Origin of the sequence: Phaeocystidibacter luteus, assembly GCF_008933115.1 — a bacterium.
Lineage (GTDB): Bacteria > Bacteroidota > Bacteroidia > Flavobacteriales > Schleiferiaceae > Phaeocystidibacter > Phaeocystidibacter luteus.
Genome location: NZ_WBVO01000002.1, coordinates 139,980 through 163,308, shown reverse-complemented (window position 1 = coordinate 163,308; position 23,329 = coordinate 139,980). Strand labels below are relative to the sequence as shown.

General features: G+C 47.0%; 19 protein-coding genes. 12 read left to right on the top strand and 7 right to left on the bottom strand.

Going from position 1 to position 23,329, the window contains the following annotated elements:
• Positions 1-16 precede the first annotated feature (16 nt).
• The gene (locus tag F8C67_RS04480; RefSeq protein ID WP_151666615.1) at positions 17-472 is read left to right on the top strand and encodes a helix-turn-helix domain-containing protein; all 456 of its coding nucleotides are present in this window, start codon (positions 17-19) and stop codon (positions 470-472) included.
• Positions 462-1,025 (top strand): PIN domain-containing protein, encoded by a 564-nt coding sequence (locus F8C67_RS04475; RefSeq protein WP_151666614.1) that lies wholly within the window; start codon positions 462-464, stop codon positions 1,023-1,025. Before F8C67_RS04480 ends, F8C67_RS04475 begins: the two co-directional genes overlap by 11 nt.
• Here the strand turns inward: F8C67_RS04475 and F8C67_RS04470 are convergent.
• The 6 genes from F8C67_RS04470 to F8C67_RS04445 form a co-directional block, all read right to left on the bottom strand.
• Complete coding sequence (locus F8C67_RS04470) at positions 1,022-2,077, bottom strand: hypothetical protein (protein ID WP_151666613.1); 1,056 nt, start codon at positions 2,075-2,077, stop codon at positions 1,022-1,024. The genes F8C67_RS04475 and F8C67_RS04470 overlap by 4 nt on opposite strands.
• A complete protein-coding gene (locus tag F8C67_RS04465) occupies positions 2,077-3,528 on the bottom strand; it encodes an MBOAT family O-acyltransferase (protein ID WP_151666612.1) in 1,452 nt (483 codons plus the stop codon). Before F8C67_RS04465 ends, F8C67_RS04470 begins: the two co-directional genes overlap by 1 nt.
• 33 nt (positions 3,529-3,561) lie before the next feature.
• On the bottom strand, positions 3,562-4,902 hold the full coding sequence (locus F8C67_RS04460) for a hypothetical protein (RefSeq protein ID WP_170266361.1): 1,341 nt from the start codon (positions 4,900-4,902) through the stop codon (positions 3,562-3,564).
• Between the two features lie 296 nt (positions 4,903-5,198).
• Positions 5,199-6,488 (bottom strand): T9SS type A sorting domain-containing protein, encoded by a 1,290-nt coding sequence (locus F8C67_RS04455; RefSeq protein ID WP_151666610.1) that lies wholly within the window; start codon positions 6,486-6,488, stop codon positions 5,199-5,201.
• Positions 6,489-6,558: 70 nt separating this feature from the next.
• Complete coding sequence (locus F8C67_RS04450) at positions 6,559-7,215, bottom strand: response regulator (protein ID WP_223277509.1); 657 nt, start codon at positions 7,213-7,215, stop codon at positions 6,559-6,561.
• Positions 7,208-9,121 carry a tetratricopeptide repeat-containing sensor histidine kinase gene (locus F8C67_RS04445; RefSeq protein WP_151666609.1) on the bottom strand — a complete coding sequence of 638 codons (1,914 nt, stop codon included), beginning with the start codon at positions 9,119-9,121 and terminating at the stop codon, positions 7,208-7,210. Before F8C67_RS04445 ends, F8C67_RS04450 begins: the two co-directional genes overlap by 8 nt.
• A gap of 120 nt (positions 9,122-9,241) precedes the next feature.
• Here F8C67_RS04445 and F8C67_RS04440 point away from each other — a divergent pair, with 120 nt between their 5' ends.
• From F8C67_RS04440 to F8C67_RS04425, 4 genes are all read left to right on the top strand, one after another.
• Positions 9,242-10,972, top strand: a complete 1,731-nt coding sequence (locus F8C67_RS04440) for a M28 family peptidase (RefSeq protein WP_151666608.1) — start codon at positions 9,242-9,244, stop codon at positions 10,970-10,972.
• A gap of 258 nt (positions 10,973-11,230) precedes the next feature.
• Positions 11,231-11,638: a response regulator gene (locus tag F8C67_RS04435; RefSeq protein ID WP_151666607.1), complete on the top strand. Its 408-nt coding sequence runs from the start codon at positions 11,231-11,233 to the stop codon at positions 11,636-11,638.
• A gap of 156 nt (positions 11,639-11,794) precedes the next feature.
• Positions 11,795-12,910 (top strand): hypothetical protein, encoded by a 1,116-nt coding sequence (locus F8C67_RS04430; RefSeq protein ID WP_151666606.1) that lies wholly within the window; start codon positions 11,795-11,797, stop codon positions 12,908-12,910.
• A gap of 38 nt (positions 12,911-12,948) precedes the next feature.
• A complete protein-coding gene (locus F8C67_RS04425) occupies positions 12,949-13,644 on the top strand; it encodes a VIT1/CCC1 transporter family protein (protein ID WP_151666605.1) in 696 nt (231 codons plus the stop codon).
• Here F8C67_RS04425 and F8C67_RS04420 read toward each other — a convergent pair.
• The gene (locus F8C67_RS04420) at positions 13,630-15,783 is read right to left on the bottom strand and encodes a hypothetical protein (RefSeq protein WP_151666604.1); all 2,154 of its coding nucleotides are present in this window, start codon (positions 15,781-15,783) and stop codon (positions 13,630-13,632) included. The genes F8C67_RS04425 and F8C67_RS04420 overlap by 15 nt on opposite strands.
• A gap of 127 nt (positions 15,784-15,910) precedes the next feature.
• On the opposite strand from F8C67_RS04420, the gene F8C67_RS04415 reads away from it, so the two are divergent.
• The 6 genes from F8C67_RS04415 to F8C67_RS04390 all read left to right on the top strand — a co-directional run bounded on the left by F8C67_RS04415 (position 15,911) and on the right by F8C67_RS04390 (position 23,326).
• Positions 15,911-16,336, top strand: a complete 426-nt coding sequence (locus tag F8C67_RS04415) for a hypothetical protein (protein ID WP_151666603.1) — start codon at positions 15,911-15,913, stop codon at positions 16,334-16,336.
• A gap of 14 nt (positions 16,337-16,350) precedes the next feature.
• Complete coding sequence (locus tag F8C67_RS04410) at positions 16,351-17,052, top strand: SIR2 family NAD-dependent protein deacylase (protein WP_151666602.1); 702 nt, start codon at positions 16,351-16,353, stop codon at positions 17,050-17,052.
• A 74-nt stretch (positions 17,053-17,126) separates the two neighbouring features.
• Positions 17,127-17,588 (top strand): ribosome assembly cofactor RimP, encoded by a 462-nt coding sequence (gene rimP, locus F8C67_RS04405; RefSeq protein ID WP_151666601.1) that lies wholly within the window; start codon positions 17,127-17,129, stop codon positions 17,586-17,588.
• A 13-nt stretch (positions 17,589-17,601) separates the two neighbouring features.
• Entirely contained in the window at positions 17,602-18,840 is a 1,239-nt protein-coding gene (gene nusA / locus F8C67_RS04400; protein WP_151666600.1) for a transcription termination factor NusA, read from the top strand.
• Positions 18,841-18,894: 54 nt separating this feature from the next.
• Positions 18,895-21,870, top strand: a complete 2,976-nt coding sequence (gene infB, locus F8C67_RS04395) for a translation initiation factor IF-2 (RefSeq protein ID WP_151666599.1) — start codon at positions 18,895-18,897, stop codon at positions 21,868-21,870.
• Between the two features lie 334 nt (positions 21,871-22,204).
• Positions 22,205-23,326, top strand: a complete 1,122-nt coding sequence (locus tag F8C67_RS04390) for a BamA/TamA family outer membrane protein (RefSeq protein WP_151666598.1) — start codon at positions 22,205-22,207, stop codon at positions 23,324-23,326.
• The last annotated feature ends 3 nt before the right edge of the window (positions 23,327-23,329 follow it).

Here is a 23,329-nt window from a genome sequence, read left to right as displayed (position 1 = left end):
ATTCAAAGCCAGAGAAATGACCACTACAACAAGTTATCACAAACCCACGAAGGCTGAGCAAAAACTTGCACAGGCGTCGTATCAGACCTTAGCCCAATCACTTAAAGAGATGAAAACAAAGTCTCCCGAAGTTGAAATTGAGGAAACTCAAGAGAAAATGAAGATTCCGTTGTACGCACTTCAACTACTCGCTGAAATCCTCGATTCTATGAGCAAAGGGAAACCGATTTCCATAGTGCCTCTTGCAGCGGAGCTAACAACACAGGCAGCGGCGGAACACCTCGGGTGCTCAAGACCCCATCTTGTGAAATTGCTTGAAAATGGCGAGATCCCTTTCACGCTCGTAGGTAGACATCGCAGGGTGAAATTTGATGATGTCATGAAGTTTAAAGAGAAGATCAAGAAAGAACAAAAGGCCAAGTTGATAGAAATCATGAAGGCTGACGAAGAGGCTGGTCTTTATGATTCATAGTGTTCGATTTACATGTATTCTAGACGCAAATGTGCTATTCCCAATTGATGTGCGTGACGTCCTATTCTGGTTTGCACATTACGACATGTACACACCTAAATGGGGAATTCATGTTACCAAAGAGTGGGAAAAAGTGATGCATGAAAAAGGCCTTAGCGATGAGCAAATCCTGAATGCCATTCACCGCGCAAACGCAGCATTTCCAGATGCACTTGTAGAACATTATCACGAGCTAATCGATACAATCAGTTTACCGGACCAAAACGATAGACATGTTGTTGCCGCAGCCATTAAGACCAATGCCAATGTGATTGTCACGAATAACTTGAAGGACTTTCCAAATGAGTACCTCGCTCAATTTGGTCTTAGTGTAAAATCACCAGATGACTTCATAACAGACTTAATCGACCTCAATCATGAGCTTGCGTTACAAGCCTTCAAGGAAATGGTTCTCCACAGAACAAATCCTGACTTAGACGAATATGAGGTCCTTGACATCCTCAGAAATCGTGGACTAACACAATCCGCAAACTACCTACACTCGCTGATCTAATCCTTCCTAACCCCCTCCAAATCCGCAGCTCTCAAAAACACCATCTCCGCAACACTCTCCGACCCGGCCTCTGACCAATGCGTGTTGTCAAACTTGTAAAATGGCACCTGATCGATTTGCGATTGTATGAAGCTTAAGGTTGGGAGATATCTCGGATGATTCATAGCTTCAAGGTTAGACAACAACGGAGTAGTCGCCGGATACGAATCATCTAACATGTAGGGCCGATAGACCGTAAATTTATCTGGAGCTGGCAGGAAGTAGAGCGCAATCCCCCGTCGATCAGCCTTGTCCATCAACACCTTCAAACACTTCACAATGGAGTCTTCTGGCGACTCAATATTCTCCCACCAAACACGCTCATCCAACTCTCCTTCGTAGAACATCAATGTTGTAGGCTCATGCATAAAAAGTGGCCTATCAATCTGAGTTACGTAGGTCTGCGACCACAACGGCTTGTCCGAGAATAAATACATCAAATTGGTAAGCGGAACTTTTACCGTATTGCCAGAGAAGAATTGCACAGGGTCGCGCCGAACGGCCGTGCGTGCTCGAGTAAATTCGGCATGAACATCTGAATAAGTGCGCGTCATGGAGTCTGGAGCGAAGCGAACGGCGCGCTGAATCAACATGCGCTCAACACATTCTAGAATGATATAATCCACCTTTACTGAGTCGAAAAAGTCGCCATTAAGCAGATTATCTAACTCCTGAAATGGACTTCGCATCTCAGAGTGCTGATAAGTCAACGTTGTAACTCGACCCTCCATAAGCTCGCCCATCTTCTGCTGAAATCCACTCCTCTTCTGACGTGTAAATGAATCGCCGATAATGAAGTAATCGAATTCCCTTTCGCCTCGATTGAAAACATTAGAGAGCTCGCCGTACATCTTTGGAACTCCCGCTGTATCAGGCGCATGTCTTGCCGAACTATAAATCAACCCAATCCGCTCTAACTCGTTGCTGGTATCAGCATAATAGCGCTCATTTACCAAGTGTAAAATCACAAATGGCAACACGAACAAGGCCGATTTCCAAACCAGTTTTATCATCAGAATTGAAAATAAATAAACTGTTGATCTTTACCCGCGAAGGCGAAAATGAATGCCATGAGCGCGAAGTAAACCGCATACCTCAATGCGGGATTCTTAAGCCGGTTGGACAATTCCTCAATCGCATACTTCCGCCTTCTTCCGATCCATTCAACCCATACGAAGGTCAAGACCAGAGGTACTAACCAAACAAGATCTCTATAACCCGAATAGTGTGGCACGTCAATCAGACTCACATCAAACAGACTCGTGAAGTAGGCGAAGGCCTCGCCGATGGTATCCGCCCTGAAGAATATCCATGCCAAGGTTGTAAGCACAAAGGTTCCCATCATCGATAAGAGTTCCGTCAGAGAGGGAAAAACCGACCCTTCTGCCACTACATTCAGGTGGCTGCGGTTCTTGTTCGACAATAGCAGAGGTATGAAAAGGATTGCATGAAGTGCACCCCAAGCGATGAATGTCCAATTAGCTCCATGCCAAAATCCACTCACCAAAAAGATGATGAACACGTTCCGTATTCTCTTACTCCTCCCCACCCTGGATCCTCCCAGTGGGATGTACACGTAATCTCGAAACCAGGTTGAAAGTGATATATGCCAACGCCTCCAGAACTCAGCAATATCTCTACTGAAATATGGGTTAGCAAAGTTTTGCATCAAATCGAAACCGAGTAGCCTCGCCGTCCCAACAGCAATGTCGGAGTAGCCTGAGAAGTCGCCATAAATCTGAAAAGCAAATAGAATGGCACCTATCGCAAGCGAACTACCCTCCAAATTGGCAGAGTTCGCAAAGATGATATCGACATACTCACCACATGTGTCAGCGATCACAACTTTTTTCACCAACCCCCAAAGTATCTGTCGTAAACCGTCTACTGATTTCGAGTAATCAAACCTACGCGCCTTTCCAAATTGCGGGAGTAAATGAGCTGCTCGTTCAATCGGGCCTGCCACCAATTGTGGAAAGAAGGCCACATAGGTGGCAAAGGAGATGAAGTCACTCGTGGGTTCAATCTTTCTCCTGTACACATCAATGGTGTAGCTCAAAGTCTGAAACGTATAGAAGCTAATTCCAACCGGCAGGATGATATCCAACGTTGTGGATTGGACATCTAATCCGATTAGGGCGAAGGCATCGACGAAACTCTCGATGAAAAAATTGAAATACTTGAAGAAGCCGAGTAATCCGAGGTTAACTATCAAGCTAACCCAGAGCCATTGTTTACGTCTGGAATTTGAGTGCGTTGACTTCATCCCCTGACCCGCAAGAAAGTCTACAACTGTGCTAAGTGCGATTAACGCTAAAAACCGATAATCCCACCATCCGTAGAAAATGTAGCTGGCAATCAACAAGAGGACATTCTGAGCTCTCATATTCTTCCCAAAAACCCACCAATAGAGTCCGAAGACCACAGGCAAAAAGATGGCAAACTCAAGGGAATTGAAAAGCATCCTGAAAGATAGAATTATTACGCCTTGCGCAAACTACAAGTCGGTAGCCACAAACAAGGCAACTCCATATGCCGCGCCATACCCTTCTACAGTATGACGAGTAAGTGAGCCTATGTCGGAAAACTCGTGAAACTCCATCCTTGTGGTATAAAAGCCCGTTAGGCCATAGCTGCAGTTCCTACTCAGAATCTTGGCGGGCAACTTTAATCGTACACCGCCTTCAGCGATGCCCACTAAGGCAGAATACATCTCTGGAGTTTGGGCTTCCATTCCGGAATATCGGTGCTCGGTCCTCCAACCCGTTCTCAAACTCACATAAGGTAGAATTTGAAATTTGTTTTTGATGGCAAACGGGGTGACCTGAAATCCTCCACTAAACTGCCGATCGTGACCATGCGCTTGAGGAAATCCATCAAGCCTTTTCCACGTCATAGACCAAAACTGATGATGAATATCGAATGAGAAATATTTTGAGCCGAAGGCAGGAATCAAAAACCTTTGATAAAGTCCATTTTGATGACTTACCATTCCTAACTCAAATGTGAAACTCTGTTTTGAGAATTCTCCAGACAACTGGTTTGGTTCAAGTGCAAAGCCCAAACTCCCGGTTGAGAAACTCATATTCGGATAGACCTCAAACTTGTAGAGTACACCACCGATTTGAGTAGAAACCCCATAAAAGAAACCGCGTTCCAGCCTCGAAGTGTAAACCTGGGTGAGATACTCACTTTCTGATTGATAATTGTAGCCTGTAGAAATCAGCACTCGATCCGCCCATTTACTTTGGATGTAATAGGAAGCCTCGGCTCTAAAGGACTGAATATAACCCGGCACGTAGTGATAGTTGACAGAGCCTTGTAGACCGGATGAGATGTTTGACGAGTAATCGCCGAGCGGTATGGTGCCTCTAACCTGCAGCCCAAATAGCGGGGAGTTCAAGTTGGCATCCTCATATTCGAGCTCTACCGGTCTCGTTCCAACGGCATCATGAACACTGTTTTGAATGGCACTCAAGCCTCTATTTCCAAAGGAATAGAGTCCAATCAACCCGTGCACTTGAAGTCTTTCATCTATAGAATAGAGCGGAACCCCTACACTCAAACTCAGCTCATCCACCCTACTTTGCTTGGCATATCGTTGTCGTGTGATTCCCGAAAAGCTCGCGTCAAACAGCCACATGGCGTTGGCCATTTCCGATTGTGCGACGAACCGCATTCCCATCGATCTTCCGTCATCATGAATTTCGGAAAAGCCTCCTCCCCAACCGTCGTTGAAAGAAGTCAACTCGTATGATGTTCGGAAATAGGGAGACTGCGCTGATGCAGCCTTGGATAAAGAGAATAGGCAGATAGATACGAGGACAATGCGAAGCATCGACGCTCGTGGGGCAAATTGAGTGGTCATCGTTAGTTAGGTCGGTCACTCAAATTTACCAAAAACAAAATGATGGGAATCTCCAGAAAGAAAAAATCCCCACCGTTGGAGGACGATGGGGAAATTTCGTTGAAAAAATGGTCGTTGACTTCATTGAATGTCTGAACTTATTTCAACCTATCCTATGCAAGATGAGTGAGTGACAACTTTCAACGATTTACCGCAACCTTCTAAACTTCAAACAAAAAGAGCTCCTCCGAGGAAGAGCTCATCAGAAACCTCACTCTCAGATGCGGCTACTGAACAACCAGTTTAGTGGTTTGGGTTCCGCTTTCGGTTTGCAATTGCAAGCAATACAATCCGGTCGGATACTGGGCTATGTCAATCACTCCCGTTCCCTCGAGATGTAGATGATAGCTTCTACCATTCATATCAATAAGTGATGCGCTCAAAATTTCAGTTTCAGATTGAATGATGATACGGTCTGACGCAGGGTTGGGATACACTTGGATGTCGCTCACATCGCTCTCAATTACCGAAACACTTTGACCCTTTCGGTACACATCGAAGAAATTGCTCCACGCGAACAAGTACCCACCCGCTTCGAAGAACTCCACTATCGTGGTAGTACCGTATGGATCAAGTGCCAACCCAAGTGTGTCGGTAGACCAGCTTGCACCCGCATCTGCACTGTACCAAATGTTAGGCGGATCATTCGTTGCATTATTGGTTGCCGAGATGTACATCTCTTGTCCATCCACATACATAGCATTCACACTTGAGGGTTGATTAAGCCAACTCATTCCCAAGCTGTCGCTCAGTGCTGTGAGCTGGGTCCATGTTGCTCCGTTATCTGTGCTGCGCATGAGCTTGTCTGGATTCCCAAATCCACCGCCACCAGCTAGATAGATGGTGTTTCCTTCTTTGTGCATAAAGCCTGGGGCAAAACTTGGAATATTATGCGGAGTTGTTGTCCAGGTTTTACCGTAATCAATCGAATAATACACGTTGAAAATATTGTACGTCCATGCGGTATCATTCTTCACATACCATCTCGGGCAGCCTTGATTGTCGAAAATGGATAGTGAATGCCAATCGGTAGAATCGATGTGCTTCCGATAGTATGGCTTGAGAGGAGTTCCCATTTGTGCCAACATATAATCGCCAACAAATGCGATATCGATAAAATTAGCGGGATAGCCCGCAGTTATAGCACTCCCCGGCATTCCGGCGGTATCGAGCGTCCAGTTCAAACCATCGTCGGAAGACCGATAGTACATTCCAGCCACCAAGCCATTTATGTGGCAAAAGGCGTGCAGCTCGCCGCCATATGAAATCATGTCGGTTACGTAGTGATTCAAACCTGATTCGTGTAGCGAATCCCAAGTGGTGCCGAGGTCATTTGATACGAGATGGCCACGTAAAAACGTGTTCGCATACAGTTTTCCATTGTGATACTCTACCCCTTCAATGGCTTCAATTGTTGGGTTGTTGAGCGTAGCGCTTATGCCTGTGGAAGTCCACTGTGCCGACACGGCAGCCGCGGCAAGCGCTAGAAGAAATAGGAGGATATACTTCGTTTTCATAGCATGTAGTTTTCTTACCGGCAAGGTTTAAAACACACATGCACCGAACTATACGGCAGATGACGTATTTCTAGAAGAGGCCCTTTCTTCGGGCAAGGTCGATTGCTTCAATCTTGCTGTGTACTTGAAGCTTCTTGTAGATATTTTCCACGTGCTTTCGGACAGTGGAAGGAGCAATAAATAGGGATTCTGCGACTTCCGTGTAGACGGATCCTTTGCTAAGTTCCTTTAGGATTTCCGTTTCTCTGGAGGACAACAAATCTCGATCGGAAGAATGCCTTTCGGGCTCTGCTCCCGTGCGAAGAAGAGTGAGCGCTTTGCGGGCGACATTCGGGCTCATAGGAGCGCCTCCCTCCATTACTTCGAGAACGGCGTCACGCAACATGCCTGGATCAGCGTCTTTGAGCAAGTACCCATCGGCCCCGGCCTTGATTGCATGGAAAATATGCTCGTTGTCGTCCATGACCGTGGTAATTATCACTTTCACGTGAGGCGCAAATGACTTGACTTGAAGCGTAGCATCTATCCCATCCATATGAGGCATTTGGATGTCCATCAGCACCAAGTCTGGATTCTCCTGCTTGATCATTGCCACGCCTTCCACTCCATCCGGGGCGTGCCCAACGAGCTCGAGTTCGTCGAAGAAGGAAATCTTCTCGGTCATAGCCGCGGCCATATTCGGATTGTCTTCCACAATCACCACTCGAAGCGCAGGTTTCTTAGTCACTCTCTCGAATTTCTATAGTGGTTCCGGAACCGGATTTAGAATCAATTTGGAAGAGCAATTTAGCACCTTCAGCACGAAGTCTCATGTTCTCAATACCGTTACTTGCTGATTTCGAACTCAGATCAAAACCTCGGCCATCATCCGATATCTTCCATACCCAAGCAACGCCAGATTTTGTAGCGCTCACCTTCACATTGGAGGCATCAGAGTGCTTTCGAATATTCGTTAGTGCTTCCTGTAAAATTCGATAGATGGCCATTGCTTTGGCGGCCTCAATCTTTTCAAAATCATCTCCTTGGGTAGAAAACTGAACCTCAATTCCATCGAACGCCTCTCGGAACTGTACAATTCCATTTTCTAGTCTGAGCAGTATCTCTGCAACCGTAAGATCAGAACGATTCATGGCCCATACTGTATCTCTCAAATCCGAAACAGTTTTCTGTGCAATTCCTGAAACCTCTTCTAACCGATCTAATGTATTGGAGGACGGTTTATTCTGATTCCTCAAGGCCCAAGTTAGGTTCTTCAAAGTGCTTGAGAGGAAGGTTAATTGCGACCCAATCGAATCGTGTAAATCTCTAGAGATTCCCTCCCTTTGCTGATGTAATTCGGATTCGTGCTGGGTTTCTTGGAGTTGTTCTTGCAACGCATGTTCCTCGGCAAGTCGTTGTCTGCGTTTCTCCAATCGCCTGACGATAACAACGATTAATACCACGAGCAACCCAGCGGCAATGGACAAATAAATGATCCATTGAGTTCTGGATTGAAGCCGTATTTGATCGAGGGCACGCCCTTCTCGCTCTTCGGCTAGGTCGAGATCCTTTCTCGCTACATCAAATTTCTCTTGAAGCGCAATAATCTCCTCTTCGCTTTCTTCATCGCGCCACTGTTGATAGAGCGAGGCGTACAGCTGAGCATGGTAATACGCCTTCTGGAATTGCTCCATATCGGCATACAACTCAGATAGCCTGGAGTGAATACCCCAAAGTGTTTTAAGCTCTTCTTCCTTTTGAGCTAGCTCAAGCGCTTCGAGAAATAAGGCCTCTGCCTCACTTTTTCTTCCGGCGCGTTCATACCTATTACCAAGTGCAGATAAATGTTGAGCCATATAGCTCTGAAAGCCATATTCACGGTCGATATCTAAAGCCATCTCGTAGCTGTGGATCGAAGAATCCAGCATCCCACTTTTATCGGCGATTATTCCAATGTTGGCATAGCACATCGATATTCCCCTCGGATCATTCAGTTCTCGCTTCAAAGTAAGAGTCAGGTCGATGTACTTCCATGCCGAATCTAGCACGTTTGTTTCCTCATATATTCTGGAAATATTCATGTAGGCTGCACTCCGGCCATAGGTGTCATCTAAGTCCTTGAATTCTTTTTGCGCCCTTCTGAAATACTCCAACCCTTCTTCGAGACGCTTTTGTTCGGTGTAGATAAGTCCAATATTATTGAGAGTATTCGCAACGCCAACGTCTACCCCTAACTCCTCAAACAGCTCAAGGCTTTCTTGAAAATTGAGAACGGCATTGACATAATCGCCTTGCTGCCATTGAATGAGGCCAATGTTATTCACAGCACTGGCATACAAGCGTTCTTCTCCGAGCGAATCTGCCTTCGATTTAGCAATGGCGTAGGCTGCAAGTGCCGCTTCGCGTTGCCCCTTCACGTCATGTACGATCCCCTTAAAATTGAAAGAGCGAGCGATGAGCACGGGCTCGTCTAGCGCATAGGCGGAAGCCATTGCCTGCTCCACCATTTCCATCGCACTATCAGGATGCGCGTACACCACACCAAGGGAACTTTGAAGGGTTTCCCAAACCGCGGTAGAATCGAGATTCTGTGCGGTTACACTTGTAGAAAAAAGCAGAAGAAGCGCTAGTCTGTTCAGATGTCTTAGGTGCATTTCAGGTGGCTCAATGATGATAGAAATGTAGGAAAAGTCTGAAGATTGAGAGGCTTAGACGAAAAAGGTTTCATTTTAAACCAATCTCGTAAATTGGGGTTACCTCAGAAATTCTCGGTTATGAAACAACTCCTACTCACGCTACTTTTTGGTTCGTCGATTTTTGTCTACGGACAATCCAATATGCAGCTCAAAGTGCCCAACGGGTTAAACGTTCTTCAAGGGAATTATGACCCTTCCGCCTACGCTTCTACTAACCCAATTACTGCACCTTCAACCATTTTGAACGGCATTCAATCGAATGTTGAAGCTGACAGTCTGAAGGCACTTTTGGTGGAATTGGAAGCTTTCGGCAATAGAAACACAGGTGCGGATACTGTGTCAACTACTACCGGGATTGGAGCGGCGAGAAGATGGATATTGAGCAAGTTTGAAGAATACAGTGCCGCGAGAGAAAATCGCCTACTCACTGGCTACTTCCAGTTTGACCAAAACGTTTGTGGAATGGGACAGCATAAAAATGTGGTTGCCATACTTCCGGGTTCCGACACATCCAACAGTGCGTTCATTCTAATAGAAGGTCATTTTGACTCTAGATGTGAAGGTTCATGTGATGTGAATTGCGATGCTCCCGGGATGGAGGACAATGGCTCTGGAACAGCCTTGGTAATGGAATTGGCAAGAGTGATGAGCGAGTACACTTTTCCTCAAACCATAGTATTTATGCCTACCACAGGCGAAGAGCAAGGCTTGATAGGAGCGACAGCCTTTGCCGGATTTGCGCTTCAGAATCAACTTCAGATTGAGGCCGTTTTAAACAATGATGTCATCGGTGGAATCATTTGCGGACAAACCGCATCGCCTCCGGGATGCCCTTTCCCAGATCACATCGACTCCACGCAGGTAAGGTTATATTCCTTCGGCGGTTTCAACAGCACAAGTAAAATGCTTTCTCGCTTCATTAAAATGGAATACATGGATGAGGTCTACCCGAATGCCGCCGTTCCGATGAACCTCAGCATAATGAGTGCAGAAGATCGCACAGGGCGAGGTGGAGATCACATTCCCTTCCGAGTGCGGAGATTCCCCGCTATGCGATTCACATCTGCCAACGAACATGGAGATGCGGGTGTTTCGGATAGTGCATATCACGACAGGCAACATACAACGGCCGATGTTCTGGGTGTAGACACGGATGGTGACATGGAGCTTGACAGTTTTTACGTGGATTTCAACTATCTCCGACGAAATGCCATCATCAATGGAAATGCAGCTGCTGTGCTTGCCCTGGGACCGGAGCAACCTTCCTTCACAGCTACTTCCCAGCCCAATGGTATACAGATACAAGTGACAGATCCGAATAATTACGGAACGTACCGACTAATTGTACGGTCTACCTCCCCAGACTACGATACTACGGTTACATTCTCAGGGACTAATGCAACGGTTGACCCTGGAGTCGGCGGATCTCTTTTTGTCTCCTTGGCGGCGGTTGACGCCAATGGATTGGAAAGCCTCCCGGATGAAGAGCTCTCGCTGATGTCTGTAGGCATCGAAGAGGAAAGTAACACTGGCCCCAGCATGCCCGAATTGCTACAAAACCGACCGAATCCGTTTGACGATGCGACTATAATCGGGTTTAACGCACCATTGAATTACAACGGCCGATCGGCAATTATTCGAATCTCGGATGCAAACGGTAAGGTATTGGCCGAGATTCCCAAGGCCATTGAGGATGGAATTAACGAAGTGCTCTATCAACATGGATTTGGGGTTGAAGGCATCTTTTATTACACTTTACTCGTAGAGGGAGAAGTGATTGACACCAAGAAAATGGTATTCGCCTATTAAGCCAAAACGGCTAAAACGGTCATTCATCGAGAAAATCTGCCATTCGTCGAATACCCTCGTAAAGAGTGGTTGAATCGTCGGATGTTTGTATCAGCAAATTGAGAGGTTGCAGAGTTAATCTGTTGTGAGTTCATTTAGCTCTTCGGAGCACAACGTAAGAGAGAGCGAGAGAGATTATCGTTGTAAAATGACTCACAGTTGAGAAAGGGCGGTCCCTCCGCCCTTTTTTGACACTTTTTTTCAAGGCGCACTGAGTACATGAAGCAAGCATCCACAAAAGTTCTCATTGTTGAGGCCAACGATCTGTACCGCTTTATCATTGAAAAGATGATGAACAAGCGCGGCCTTACTCCTATTTCTGTATCGAGCTTTGACGCTGGTGTGTATGAATTACAACGCCACGATTTTGCTTTGGTGCTGTTCGACATGAGACTTGCCGAATTGTCGGATCAAACCTTCGCTACAGATTTCCTGAAGACTCTTAAAGATCGCGGTATATCGAACGTGGCACTTTCTGATAGCGCCTACAATCCGAACCAACTTGCTTGGCAAGATTTAGGTTTTGTGGATTGCCTAGTGAAGCCTTTCCGTTTCGAATGTCTAGACCGCGTTTTGAACGCTCACCTTTTCAACAAGGTGAACTCTGTCTTCATTCCTGCTCGATAGAATAGAGCAAATCCAAACCTACATTTTCACCGTACATAGGAAAGTGATGTCAGAAACATATGACACCACTCGGCTTCACAATCACAGGATTAATGCCGACTTTTGATGTCTAACCTATGTCCACCTCACCCCCAGAGATGGCGGAAAACTATTAGAATGCGCAACTTTGGTTTCGTACTTCTGTTCCTTTTCGGTACCTCTGCCTTTGCTCAGGTTTCCGAAGATTTCGACGCGAACTCACAGTCTTCTATAGAAGCAGGCTGTTGGGAATTCGACGGCGTGGGCATTTCTAAACCGCCTACGAGTAAGGCTCTGAACGGTGGCAATGATAGGCCTCTTGCAGATGCAGACCTCGACGGTACTGGTTCGGCATCTTTGGCTTCCCCTTATATCAAGTTTGACGGCAGCAATACACTCACTTTTCAACACAAACTACTCGCTGCAAATGGTACATTCAGCGAGTTAGAAGTATTCTTGGAAGACCCGACCGGAGTTCGGACATCAGTATTCTCTCATACCTATAGATCAGGAGGGTCAAACGCAAATGGCAATCCAACAAACAGTAATTCCGAATCTGTTAGCACCTCTTTCAGTGGGTATGCAAGAGTAATCTTTGTATGGACTTACACCAGTACGAGTACAAATGGCTATCTCGATGAATTCTCACTTGACGGTGAATATGCTGCTGACGCATCTAGTGAATCCGACGGGTATTGTCCGGCTCAATTCGACTTCACCGACACAGTTTGTGCGGGAGATCAAAACGTGCTTTATACGGCCTTATACAACCGCTCCACAGAGAGTTACACTTGGTCGTTCACTAGCGCATCTGCTGGAACCATCGATGATAATATTTCCACGAACGACTCTACTGTAGAATTGGATTTCGATACAATTACAGGCGACTTTCAACTAGTTGGTACCGAATCGAATACGGGGCATCAAACCATTTACGACATTCATGTGCACGCTCTTCCGAGTGTGAGCCATACCATTGATTCGGTTTGTTTAGATGAACCATATGACATCGAACTCACGCTCACAGGAACCGGCCCTTGGGAGCTTCAATACCAATACACGGGCAGCTCAACCCAGACCGTGACAATAAATAGCTCGCCTTATACATTGTCGCTACCGGCAGAGGCGGACACCTTCACCTTTATCTCTTTGTCCGACAATAATGGGTGTGAAATAGATGGAGGCTGGCTGCCAACTGTAACCGTTCCTTACTTCGACAAACCTGCTCCTGTAGAAATCGAAGTCATCGAGTAATCGATTCGAAGATGTGAGAATGTTTCCGATATTGAAGCATGTCACACCACGATCACAAAGAAGAACACTTTCAGGGTTCACAAGCCGTTCGCGATATTGTCATAGGCATGGCCGATGGGCTCACCGTTCCATTTGCGCTTACCGCTGGTCTTAGCGGCGCAATTGATTCCAACACCATTATCATAACCGCTGGAATGGCCGAAATTGTAGCGGGCTCCATTGCCATGGGTCTGGGTGGATACCTCGCTGGAACAACCGAATACGAACACTATCACTCCGAACGCAAACGCGAATATTGGGAGGTAGATCACCTTCCAGAAAAGGAGAAGGAGGAGATTCGCGAAATCATGGAAGAGTACGGCATCAGCAAGGAACTGAGCCAAAGTGTGGCCGAAGACCTCGCAAAAGACAAGGACAAATGGGTCGACTTTATGATGCGGTTCGAACTCGAGCTTGAGGAGCCCCACCTTCATCAGGCGAAGCGAAGCGCCGGCAATATCGCGGGGGCCTACATCGCAGGCGGATTCGTTCCATTGGCCGGCTACTTCATTACCGATACTCCTGAAGACGGACTGATCTATTCTTCAATTTTCACGGTATTCGCCCTTTTCACCTTTGGTTATGTGAAAAGCAAGCTGACAGGTCAAAAGCCACTCAAAGGAGCACTCAAGACCACATTGGTTGGGGTTATAGCATCTGCGGCAGCGTACGGAATTGCCCTATGGATTGCCTGAGTAGTATACCTTCTCAACACATTCACCGCATTTCCAGAAATACAATCCAGAGAGATTATAATACGCTACAGTTTCGCCTGGAGCGATGCTCAATAAGTGCGCTCCAGACGCGGTATAGAGTTCCCAAGTCAAACCGCTAGAATTGGTAATTATTCCCTTCTCGTGCACGGGAACTTCACAACGCTCGTGTTCTACACTTACTTCCCTTGTCAACGCCTTGCGACGCCAAAGTCTGAACCGACTTTTTCCATTTGGGGAAGCCAACACCTTGTGACTCGACTTCAAAAGGTTCACCCATTTACCTGTGGATATATCTTCTAACCACCACTGTTGATCTGATTCCAGTGCAATTTCAACCACTGTGTATTTGTCAACCTTCACTTCCAACGGGATTCCTCCCTTGTGACCTTTGTCTAGTACTTTCAAGGATAGTGGGAACTCATCTCGACCAGAGAAACCAACCAAATTCGCGGAAAGCACACCTGAATTCTTTTGCTTGTGATCTCTCTGATAATCCCATCGCACATCACCTCCCGGCATGTCGGCAACTACGAGTCTAACTTCTCCTGAATCACTTCGAACAACAAAGTCATGGGTGGAAACAGAAGATTTGCGCAATTGATCTCCTTCGGGCAGGGCTCTATGGGATTGCTTGATGTACAGGGGTTGCAATCCTCCTGGGTTTGAATCAAACTGCATCCAGAATCCTTGCCACGGTGCAACAACTGGCGTGGCCGACCCAATAGCTCCTGAGGCGACGTTGTAAGACCTGTATTGCTGCTCCTCAGTTGACCACAGATAGGCAGTTGGCGCGAGCAAAGTCGGTAAATCAGCATCGCTCAGTAGCAACTCGAGATCTAAAGGGAACGGATATGGATTTCCGATGAAATTCCACCCCTCGTTTCCTACTGAAACAGCAAAGGGAGATTGAGCTGTCGGCGTTGAATAATCAAGCCAAATCGTATCGACTATTGGGGCAATTTCGCCGGAGACTTTCATTCGGTTTGTGGAATCAATCCAACCTTGTCCACCAAAAAGAACGACCGGCTGATGCTTCGTGATCGAAGTCCCATCATAAAAGGAATACCACGAAGAATTGCCGGCATCCCAAGCAAAAATTGAAGGACTCGCCGACGGGCCGTAATTCACTTGAGTGAGGTCTTCCGATAAATCGCCATAGGTTGTTCGGACCGGGACAGACAGGTGTCGCCATCCACCCGAACTTAGTGCACGACGTTCCATTGACAAGGAACCAAGGACCATCCCATTCTTTATAAAAAGCTGTCCGCTTCCCAAAGAGTCTGTTAGGGTCAAGCCAGAATCGACGGCGAGATTCCCTGCAAGCTGAATCCAAGTTCCCGTTGTGAGTGCTTTATTCTGAAAAAGCGTAGTTCCAGAACTGGAGGCAATTACACCGGCACATGCATGCGCTCCGGACGGAAATCCGAGCGTATCATTAAGCAAGACATAATCAGATTGGGCGAGACTACCACCATTGCTCCACGTGACGCCATCCCAGTATTTGGGTGTAATCAAAGCTAAATCGTCTACGCTCCAAACTTCATTAGTGCGATCAGAATGCATCTCAACCTGGAAGACTACGGCAGAATCTGATGGCAGATTAAACAAGGTGACTGTCCCGGGTGCACCGTACTTAATTTCACCACCCTCGTATGGGCTTGCAACAGTTGTGGACTGGGCATCAACGATGAGGTTTTGATGAACAGAATTGATATCCCATTGTGCGTTGCTATACCCTTTTATTCGAAGCACTTCGGTTAGTGTTGAAACGGAGGTGCCGACACGAACAACGACATAATCCGAACTAGCATCCATGCCCCTACCCGATCCCGAGAGTGCGTTGGCTCCGAGTTTAAATGTGAAAAGGGAACCATGTGAAGGAATAGTCGAAATTGTATCGAGTGTGAGTAAGACGGAGCCACCCGAGGCAGCTAGCCCGTTCGAATTCTCGATTCCGAATGTTGCACCTGTGGGAGAATAAGGTGAGCTGGAAGAAATCGTTGCTGTTCCGTTTCCGCTCAATTGATACGCCCAATTCGGACCATCGAAATCGCAAATCTGTGCATGGGTGGTGGAAAGAAGACACACCGCCCCCATAAGAAGTAGCATTTTGCTCATTTACTTCTGATTTTGAAGGTGGTAGATGCGGATGTTGGAATGAAACGTCGCTATATGACTGAACGACTTCTGCGAAGATATGGCAACCTATTTCCCTAAGCCGTTTGTAAACGTTTAATGACGGCTTATGATTCATCCTGATTTCACATACACTTCCGACTGGCTATATGAGCAGGATGGAGTACGACCACTCTTCAAGGTAGTCGATGAGGCGCTGAACGACACCTCATTGACTGAGACCCAACTTTGCGATGCCATCTTTTCGGCCGGCAAGGCATATCATTTGAGTTCGGAGGACAAACACGCATCGGCGTTGGAATCGCTATTTGATGCCTTGGCGATTTGTGAGTATGTGTTGACCGTCAGGTTTGACAAAAACAAGGTTGCCAAACATGCGAAGCTGGTGCTCATCTGTATGGAGCTCTATCTAAAAGCTTCATTGTTCAAGTTGGATGAGTGGGTGAACCCGGGACGACTATCGGAAGCTCAATTGCGTCAGCTTGAAACAGAAGTTCCACTTATTCTCAACAAGTTGAATCTCGTTCGCCCGTAGCCTATCTTCGGGGTATGGGGAAACAACACATCGTAGTACTTACAGGCTCGGGCATTTCCGCTGAGAGCGGATTAAAGACCTTTCGGGATAATGGCGGACTGTGGGAAAACCATAGTGTGTATGACGTTGCGACGCCCGAAGCGTTTGCGAAAAATCCGGACATGGTTCAACGTTTCTACAACATGCGAAGAGAGCAACTTGGCACAGTTGAACCCAATGAAGCGCACTATTCCTTGGCCCGATTAGAGGAGCAATTTAAGGTCACCATCATCACTCAAAATGTGGATGACTTACACGAGCGCGCCGGCTCGAGCAACATTTTACACTTGCATGGGGAACTGCGCAAAGTTCGAAGCGTGCGAGATTCAAACTTGATACTAGACTGGGGGTATAACCCCATCAAACCGACAGACAAGGCACCGGACGGGTCGCCTCTAAGGCCGCATGTAGTCTGGTTTGGAGAGGCTGTCCCGACGATTCCTGAGGCGGCACAAATCTGTTACACGGCAGATCATTTGTTGGTTGTAGGCACGTCATTGGTTGTGTATCCAGCGGCTGGATTGGTGCATGAAATTCAGCCTGGTGTAAACATCACGGTGGTGGATCCTGGTGAGATGGAAGATTCTCCGATTCGGCACGCGGAACACATTCGTGAATCTGCAGCGGTGGCATTACCCGAACTCATTGATAAATGGATAGATAAAGGGGTGGTCTGATGGCAATTAATTTGTATATTTGCCGCGAAATGGAAGACAGTGGAGGGGACTAGGGTCCCCTCTTTTATTGCCCTATGACGGAAGAAAAGATTCGTCCTTTAGTTGAGACCGCCTTAGAAGAACGCGGTGCATTCCTGGTAGAACTCCACGTGAGCTCTGGTGGGAATATTATGGTTTATGCTGACAAAGACGACGGTATAGACTTAGGGGACTTGAAAATGATTAGTCGTCATATTGAAGGAGCGCTCGATCGAGAAGTTGAAGACTTTTCTTTAGAGGTATCCTCTCCTGGGGCGTTCAGTCCATTCAAACTCCATCGTCAGTATCTGAAGAATAAAGGCAGGTCTGTAGAGGTAAGACTCGAAGATGGGACAAAGCACAAGGGGATGATGGTTGAAGTAACTGAAACCGGCATCACCTTAGAAACGCAGAAACGCGTTCCGAAAGAAACAGGTAAGGGAAAGAAAACCATTACAGTGCGAGAAGATCTTACGTTTGATCAGATCGCCGAGACGAAATTGGAATTTAAGTTTTAACCGGGTTGTAGCAATGGAAAATCACGCGATCATCGAATCCTTCTCGGAGTTTAAGGATGAGAAGAATATAGATCGAGTAACCCTGATGGCATTCATCGAGGAATCGTTCCGTAACCAATTGAAGAAGAAATTTGGTACGGATGAGAACTTTGATATCATCGTAAACCCAGACAAGGGTGACTTGGAGATTTGGCGTAACCGTATCATCGTTGCTGATGGTGAGGTAGAAGATGAAAACATGGAAATCCAGCTTCACGAAGCGCTCAAGATTGAGCCTGACTTCGAAGTTGGTGAAGAAGTGTCTGAGGAAGTGAAGCTCATCGACCTCGGTCGCCGTTTCGTTCTCGCTTTCCGCCAGAATTTGGTTTCGCGCATTCAGGAGCACGACAGTGGCGAGCTCTTCAAGCGCTATAAAGACATGGAAGGTGAAATCATCGCCGGAGAAGTACACCACGTACGTCACCGCGAGATCATCATCTACGACGACGAACAGAACGAACTCATTTTGCCAAAGAGCGAAATGATTCCAGATAAAGACTTCTTCCGCAAGGGCGATACGGTTCGCGCGGTAGTAAGTCGTGTTGATTTCAAAGGCACGAAGCCGGTGGTGATTTTGTCGCGCACCGACGGACGATTCCTCGAGAAGTTGTTCGAGCAGGAGATTCCTGAAGTATTCGACGGACTTATCGTGGTGAAGGCTGTAGAGCGCGTGCCAGGTGAAAAAGCTAAGGTTGCTGTTGAATCTTATGATGACCGCATTGATCCAGTTGGAGCATGTGTTGGTATGAAGGGTTCACGTATCCACGGTATCGTTCGCGAACTTCGCAATGAGAATATCGATGTGATCAACTTCACAGCGAACACGCAGTTGTTCATTCAGCGTGCGCTTTCACCAGCAAAGATCACTAGCCTCACAATCAACGAAGAGGACAAAAGAGTTGACGTATTCCTCAAGCCAGACCAAGTATCATTGGCGATTGGTAGAGGCGGACACAACATTCGCCTGGCGGGTAGACTTACCGGGTACGAAATCGATGTGTACCGCGATGACGAGGAAGAAGAAGATGTTGAATTGACTGAATTCGGTGACGTAATTGAAGGTTGGGTTATCGAAGAATTTAAAGCGATTGGTTGTGACACAGCCAAGAGCGTGTTGAGATTGTCGGTTGAAGACCTAGTTAATCGTACTGACCTCGAGCAGGAGACGGTTGAAGAGGTTATGGCCGTACTGCGTCAGGAGTTTGAAGACTAAACTGACGTAAGCGGAAGACAAACTCAAATTAGAATTAGAGAGACAAGTATTTATATGAGTGCACCTATTCGGATACGTAAAGCCTTAACCGAGCTAAACATCTCGCTTGATCGAGCTGTGGAGTACTTGGCTGAGCACGGGCATGAGATTGATCGCAATCCAAACGCCAAGCTTAGTCAGGAACAATACGGCATTTTGGTCGACGAGTTCCAGGCTGACAAGTCCAAAAAAGAGGCTTCTGAGCAAGTAAGCCAGCAGAAGCGCGAAGAGAAGGAAGTTCTCCGCGCTGAGAAGGAGGCTAAGCGCCAAGCAGAAGAAGAGGCCAAAGAAGAAGCTGTAGCTGAAGAAGCACCAGCTGAGGAAGCCAAAGAAGAGTCAGGTGACACTGCCCCTGTTGCAGAAGAAGCCCCTGCTGAAAAGCCAGCAGAAAAAGCTGAAGAACCTGCACCAGTTAAAGAGAAAGCTCCTGAACCAGAGGTGAAGGAAGAAGCAACAGACGATGGCGTAATTCGCGCCAAAGCCAAGCTCGGTGGCTTAAAGTCAGTTGGAAAGATCGACCTCGAAACAAAGAAGAAGCCTGCCGCTAAGAAAGAGGAGGCTCCTGCAAAAGAAGAAGCAAAACCTGCAGCCAAAAAGGAGGAAGCTCCTAAAGAAGAGCCGAAGGTAGAAGCTCCTAAGAAAGCTGAAGAGCCTGCAAAGCCTGCAGCTGAAGAGAAGAAGGCCGAACCGAAGAAGGAGGAGCCTAAGAAAGAGGAAGCCCCGAAGAAAGAGGAGGCGAAACCAGCAGCTAAGAAGCAAGAGGCCAAGCCTGCAGCTAAAAAAGAGGAAGCTCCGAAGACAGAGGAAGCAGCCGCTGAAAAGAAGGACGAGAAGCACGAAACGAAATACGTTAAGCTCGACGGACCGAAGTTCACCGGTGAAAAGGTTGACCTCAGCAAATTCGATAAGCCGAAGAAGAAGAAAGTTGCTTCTTCTACAGAACCTGTAGGTGGCAATAAAGGCAAGCGCAAGCGCATCCGCACTGGCGGACCTGGTGGTCCGGGTCAAGGTGGCGGACAAGGCGGAAACCAAAACCGTCGTGGTGGTGGAAACAACACCGCTCGCAAGAAGCAGCCTAAAGTAGAGCTTACTGAAGAACAAATTCAGCAGCAGATCAAGGAAACCCTTGAGAAGCTCACTGGAAATAAAAAGTCTAAATCTTCCAAGATGCGTCGCGAACGTCGTGCAGAACGTCGTGAGCAAGAAGCCTTGGCAGAAATGGAACGCGAAGAGCAAAGCAAGGTGCTTAAGGTTACTGAATTCGTAACTGCAACCGAGCTTTCTAACATGATGAGCGTGAACGTCAACGAAATCATCTCTACCTGTATGTCACTAGGTATGATGGTTACGATGAACCAACGTCTCGATGGTGAAACCCTCCAAATTGTTGCCGAAGAATTTGGCTACGAAGTAGAATTCGTGGATCAAGAAGTTACCGAGGCAGTAACCATGGAAGAGGATAATCCTGAAGACCTCAAGCCACGCTCACCTATCGTAACCGTAATGGGTCACGTTGACCACGGTAAGACCTCCCTACTCGACTACATTCGTCGTACGAACGTAATCGCCGGTGAGGCAGGTGGTATCACCCAGCACATTGGTGCTTACCACGTGACTTTGGAAAGCGGACAAACCATTACTTTCCTCGATACACCTGGTCACGAAGCGTTTACCGCCATGCGTGCTCGTGGTGCTCAGGTTACTGACGTTGCCATTATCGTGGTAGCGGCCGACGATGCTGTGATGCCTCAGACGAAGGAAGCCATCAGCCACGCGCAAGCAGCCGGTGTTCCTATCGTATTTGCCATCAACAAGGTCGACCGCGAGGCGTCGAACCCTGAGAAGATTAAAGAGCAGTTGGCTGGAATGAACCTCCTTGTTGAAGATTGGGGTGGTAAGATTCAAAGTCAGGATGTTTCTGCTAAGAAGGGAACAGGCGTTCAGGAAATCTTGGAGAAAGTTCTCCTCGAAGCTGAAATGCTCGACCTGAAAGCAAACCCAGAGCGTAACGCACAGGGTACAATCGTTGAAGCCATGTTGGATAAAGGTCGCGGTTACGTAACCACTATCCTCGTTCAAAACGGTACACTCAAAATTGGCGATTACGTACTTGCTGGACAATACAGCGGTAAAGTGCGTGCGTTGCTTGACGAACGTGGACATCGCATTGATGAGGCAGGCCCAAGTACTCCGGCGGCTATGCTAGGTCTCGATGGCGCTCCTCAAGCAGGTGACACATTCGTTGTGATGGATGACGAGCGTGAAGCGAAGCAAATCGCTCAGAAACGTCAGCAGCTTGCTCGTGAGCAAAGCGCACGTTCACAAAAGAACCTTACCCTTGAAGAAATCGGTCGTCGTTTGGCGGTGGGTGACTTTAAGGAGCTCAATATTATCTTGAAAGGTGACGTAGACGGCTCGATTGAGGCATTGTCTGATTCACTTCAGCGATTGACGACTGAAGAAATTCAGGTGAACATCATTCACAAGGCCGTTGGTCAGATTTCAGAGAGCGATGTACTACTCGCTTCAGCATCCGATGCGATTATCGTTGGATTCCAGGTTCGCCCTAGTCCAACCGCACGTAAGCTTGCTGAGAAGGAAGATATCGACATCCGCCTCTACTCTATCATTTACGACGCGATCGATGAGATTAAATCGGCTATGGAGGGTATGCTTTCTGCTGAAATCAAAGAAGAAGTTACTGGTAACGTAGAAGTACGTGAAACCTTCAAGATTTCCAAGGTTGGTACAATTGCGGGATGTATGGTACTCGACGGTACAATCAAGCGTAATTCGATGGTTCGCATTATCCGTGACGGTGTAGTAGTTTACACCGGTGAACTAGGTTCATTGAAGCGATTCAAGGATGATGTGAAAGAAGTATCGAAAGGGTACGAATGTGGTCTTAACATCAAGAACTTCAACGACATCAAGGTGGGTGACATCATTGAGGCGTACGAAGAGGTTGAGGTACAGAGGACTTTGGATTGATAGACCTTTGGACTTATGGACCGTTAGACTAATGTTCCGACCGAAGGGAGGAATCCCGAGAGGCGCAGCCGATTCGGGAGACTGATAGACTTATAGATAAGAGGCATGCGGGAAACTGCGTGCCTTTTTTTGTTGTGGGTTGAACTTTTCGTGATTCACTTCGCATGGTTTCACAATCCGAACCCCTCAAGAAGCGAAAAGACTAAACACAGGTTAGGACTATACCAGCAGAATAAAGGTGGTGTGATGGCCCATGTTATTTGAGCTGTTTCGACACCTCAGTTCCAGGGGAACTTCTCCGTACAGCATAAACTGAAAGTTGTAGTTTTAGAAGATGCTTTTCAAGAGTCTCTCATTCGTGCTATTGTTTATGATTCTCGGTCTCAAAATGAGTGGTCAGGAATCAATGCGTGATACGCTAGATGGAAAGCTGGATGCAAGTGAATTCCTAAAGAGCGTACACGGGTTTTTACCGCTGCCTCAAATCATTACCGAGCCTGCTTTGGGAAGTTTTGGATTGGGCATTGCACCTGTTTTTATCAAACCAAATTCCGCCGCGACCTCTGAGTCCTACGTTCAGCCAACTATCACGGCTGGAATCGTTGGATACACCGCTAACAAATCATGGTTCACTGGGCTCTTTCGAACGGAAGCCCTTGCCGATTATGGGTTGAAATATCGTGTTGGCGCGCTGTATGCATCCATCAATTTGGACCTCTACCGCGAACTTCCAATCGTAGGGGAGAAAAAATTCTCATTCAACTTTCAAACTGTTCCAGTCTTTGCTTCAATTACCAAGAGACTCGGAAACTCTAATATTTACGCAGGCTTTCAGTATACCTTGCTCTATACCAAAGTCGATCCGCTATTCGACCTGTCAAACCTTTCAGAAGAAATCCAAACCGCCGCCTTCGAAACTGTGCAGAGCAATCCTGGATTGTTAATCGAGTACGATGGCAGAGATAACTTCTTCACACCAAACAAAGGGAATTTGGTCAGGTTGCAGTATCGCGTGAGTGCTGAGTGGACAGGCAGTGACTTCTATTATCAAAACATCGAATTCACAGGATACCAATTCTTCAAACTAGGGAACAACTTGGTGTCGGGGTTCAGAGCGCATTACATCGGTCAATTAGGGGATGCTCCATTCTTTCTTTTACCCAGCGTGAATATGCGTGGCGTGCCTGCGGCAAGATACCAGGGAACGCAGATTGGAGTTTTTGAAACTGAACAGCGATACGATTTCAATCTCAGGTGGAGTGGTGTTGTCTTTGGAGGAATGGCGACGGCCCTTTCGAAAAGGGAATCATTTGCCGACGCCGACCTGATCTACAACTATGGGGTTGGATTTCGCTATCTTTTGGCACGTCAGTTTGGACTCAGAATGGGTGTCGACCTCGCCGGGTCTAATGAAAACTTCGGCTATTATTTGACATTTGGATCAGCTTGGAATTGAACT

Bases quoted from the DNA above. Each gene is read 5' to 3' on its own strand.
- F8C67_RS04480 (WP_151666615.1), top strand. From the start codon at position 17: ATGACCACTACAACAAGTTATCACAAACCCACGAAGGCTGAGCAAAAA.
- F8C67_RS04475 (WP_151666614.1), top strand. From the start codon at position 462: ATGATTCATAGTGTTCGATTTACATGTATTCTAGACGCAAATGTGCTA.
- F8C67_RS04470 (WP_151666613.1), bottom strand. From the start codon at position 2,077: ATGATAAAACTGGTTTGGAAATCGGCCTTGTTCGTGTTGCCATTTGTG.
- F8C67_RS04465 (WP_151666612.1), bottom strand. From the start codon at position 3,528: ATGCTTTTCAATTCCCTTGAGTTTGCCATCTTTTTGCCTGTGGTCTTC.
- F8C67_RS04460 (WP_170266361.1), bottom strand. From the start codon at position 4,902: ATGCTTCGCATTGTCCTCGTATCTATCTGCCTATTCTCTTTATCCAAG.
- F8C67_RS04455 (WP_151666610.1), bottom strand. From the start codon at position 6,488: ATGAAAACGAAGTATATCCTCCTATTTCTTCTAGCGCTTGCCGCGGCT.
- F8C67_RS04445 (WP_151666609.1), bottom strand. From the start codon at position 9,121: ATGCACCTAAGACATCTGAACAGACTAGCGCTTCTTCTGCTTTTTTCT.
- F8C67_RS04440 (WP_151666608.1), top strand. From the start codon at position 9,242: ATGAAACAACTCCTACTCACGCTACTTTTTGGTTCGTCGATTTTTGTC.
- F8C67_RS04435 (WP_151666607.1), top strand. From the start codon at position 11,231: ATGAAGCAAGCATCCACAAAAGTTCTCATTGTTGAGGCCAACGATCTG.
- F8C67_RS04430 (WP_151666606.1), top strand. From the start codon at position 11,795: ATGCGCAACTTTGGTTTCGTACTTCTGTTCCTTTTCGGTACCTCTGCC.
- F8C67_RS04425 (WP_151666605.1), top strand. From the start codon at position 12,949: ATGTCACACCACGATCACAAAGAAGAACACTTTCAGGGTTCACAAGCC.
- F8C67_RS04420 (WP_151666604.1), bottom strand. From the start codon at position 15,783: ATGAGCAAAATGCTACTTCTTATGGGGGCGGTGTGTCTTCTTTCCACC.
- F8C67_RS04415 (WP_151666603.1), top strand. From the start codon at position 15,911: ATGATTCATCCTGATTTCACATACACTTCCGACTGGCTATATGAGCAG.
- F8C67_RS04410 (WP_151666602.1), top strand. From the start codon at position 16,351: ATGGGGAAACAACACATCGTAGTACTTACAGGCTCGGGCATTTCCGCT.
- rimP (WP_151666601.1), top strand. From the start codon at position 17,127: ATGACGGAAGAAAAGATTCGTCCTTTAGTTGAGACCGCCTTAGAAGAA.
- nusA (WP_151666600.1), top strand. From the start codon at position 17,602: ATGGAAAATCACGCGATCATCGAATCCTTCTCGGAGTTTAAGGATGAG.
- infB (WP_151666599.1), top strand. From the start codon at position 18,895: ATGAGTGCACCTATTCGGATACGTAAAGCCTTAACCGAGCTAAACATC.
- F8C67_RS04390 (WP_151666598.1), top strand. From the start codon at position 22,205: ATGCTTTTCAAGAGTCTCTCATTCGTGCTATTGTTTATGATTCTCGGT.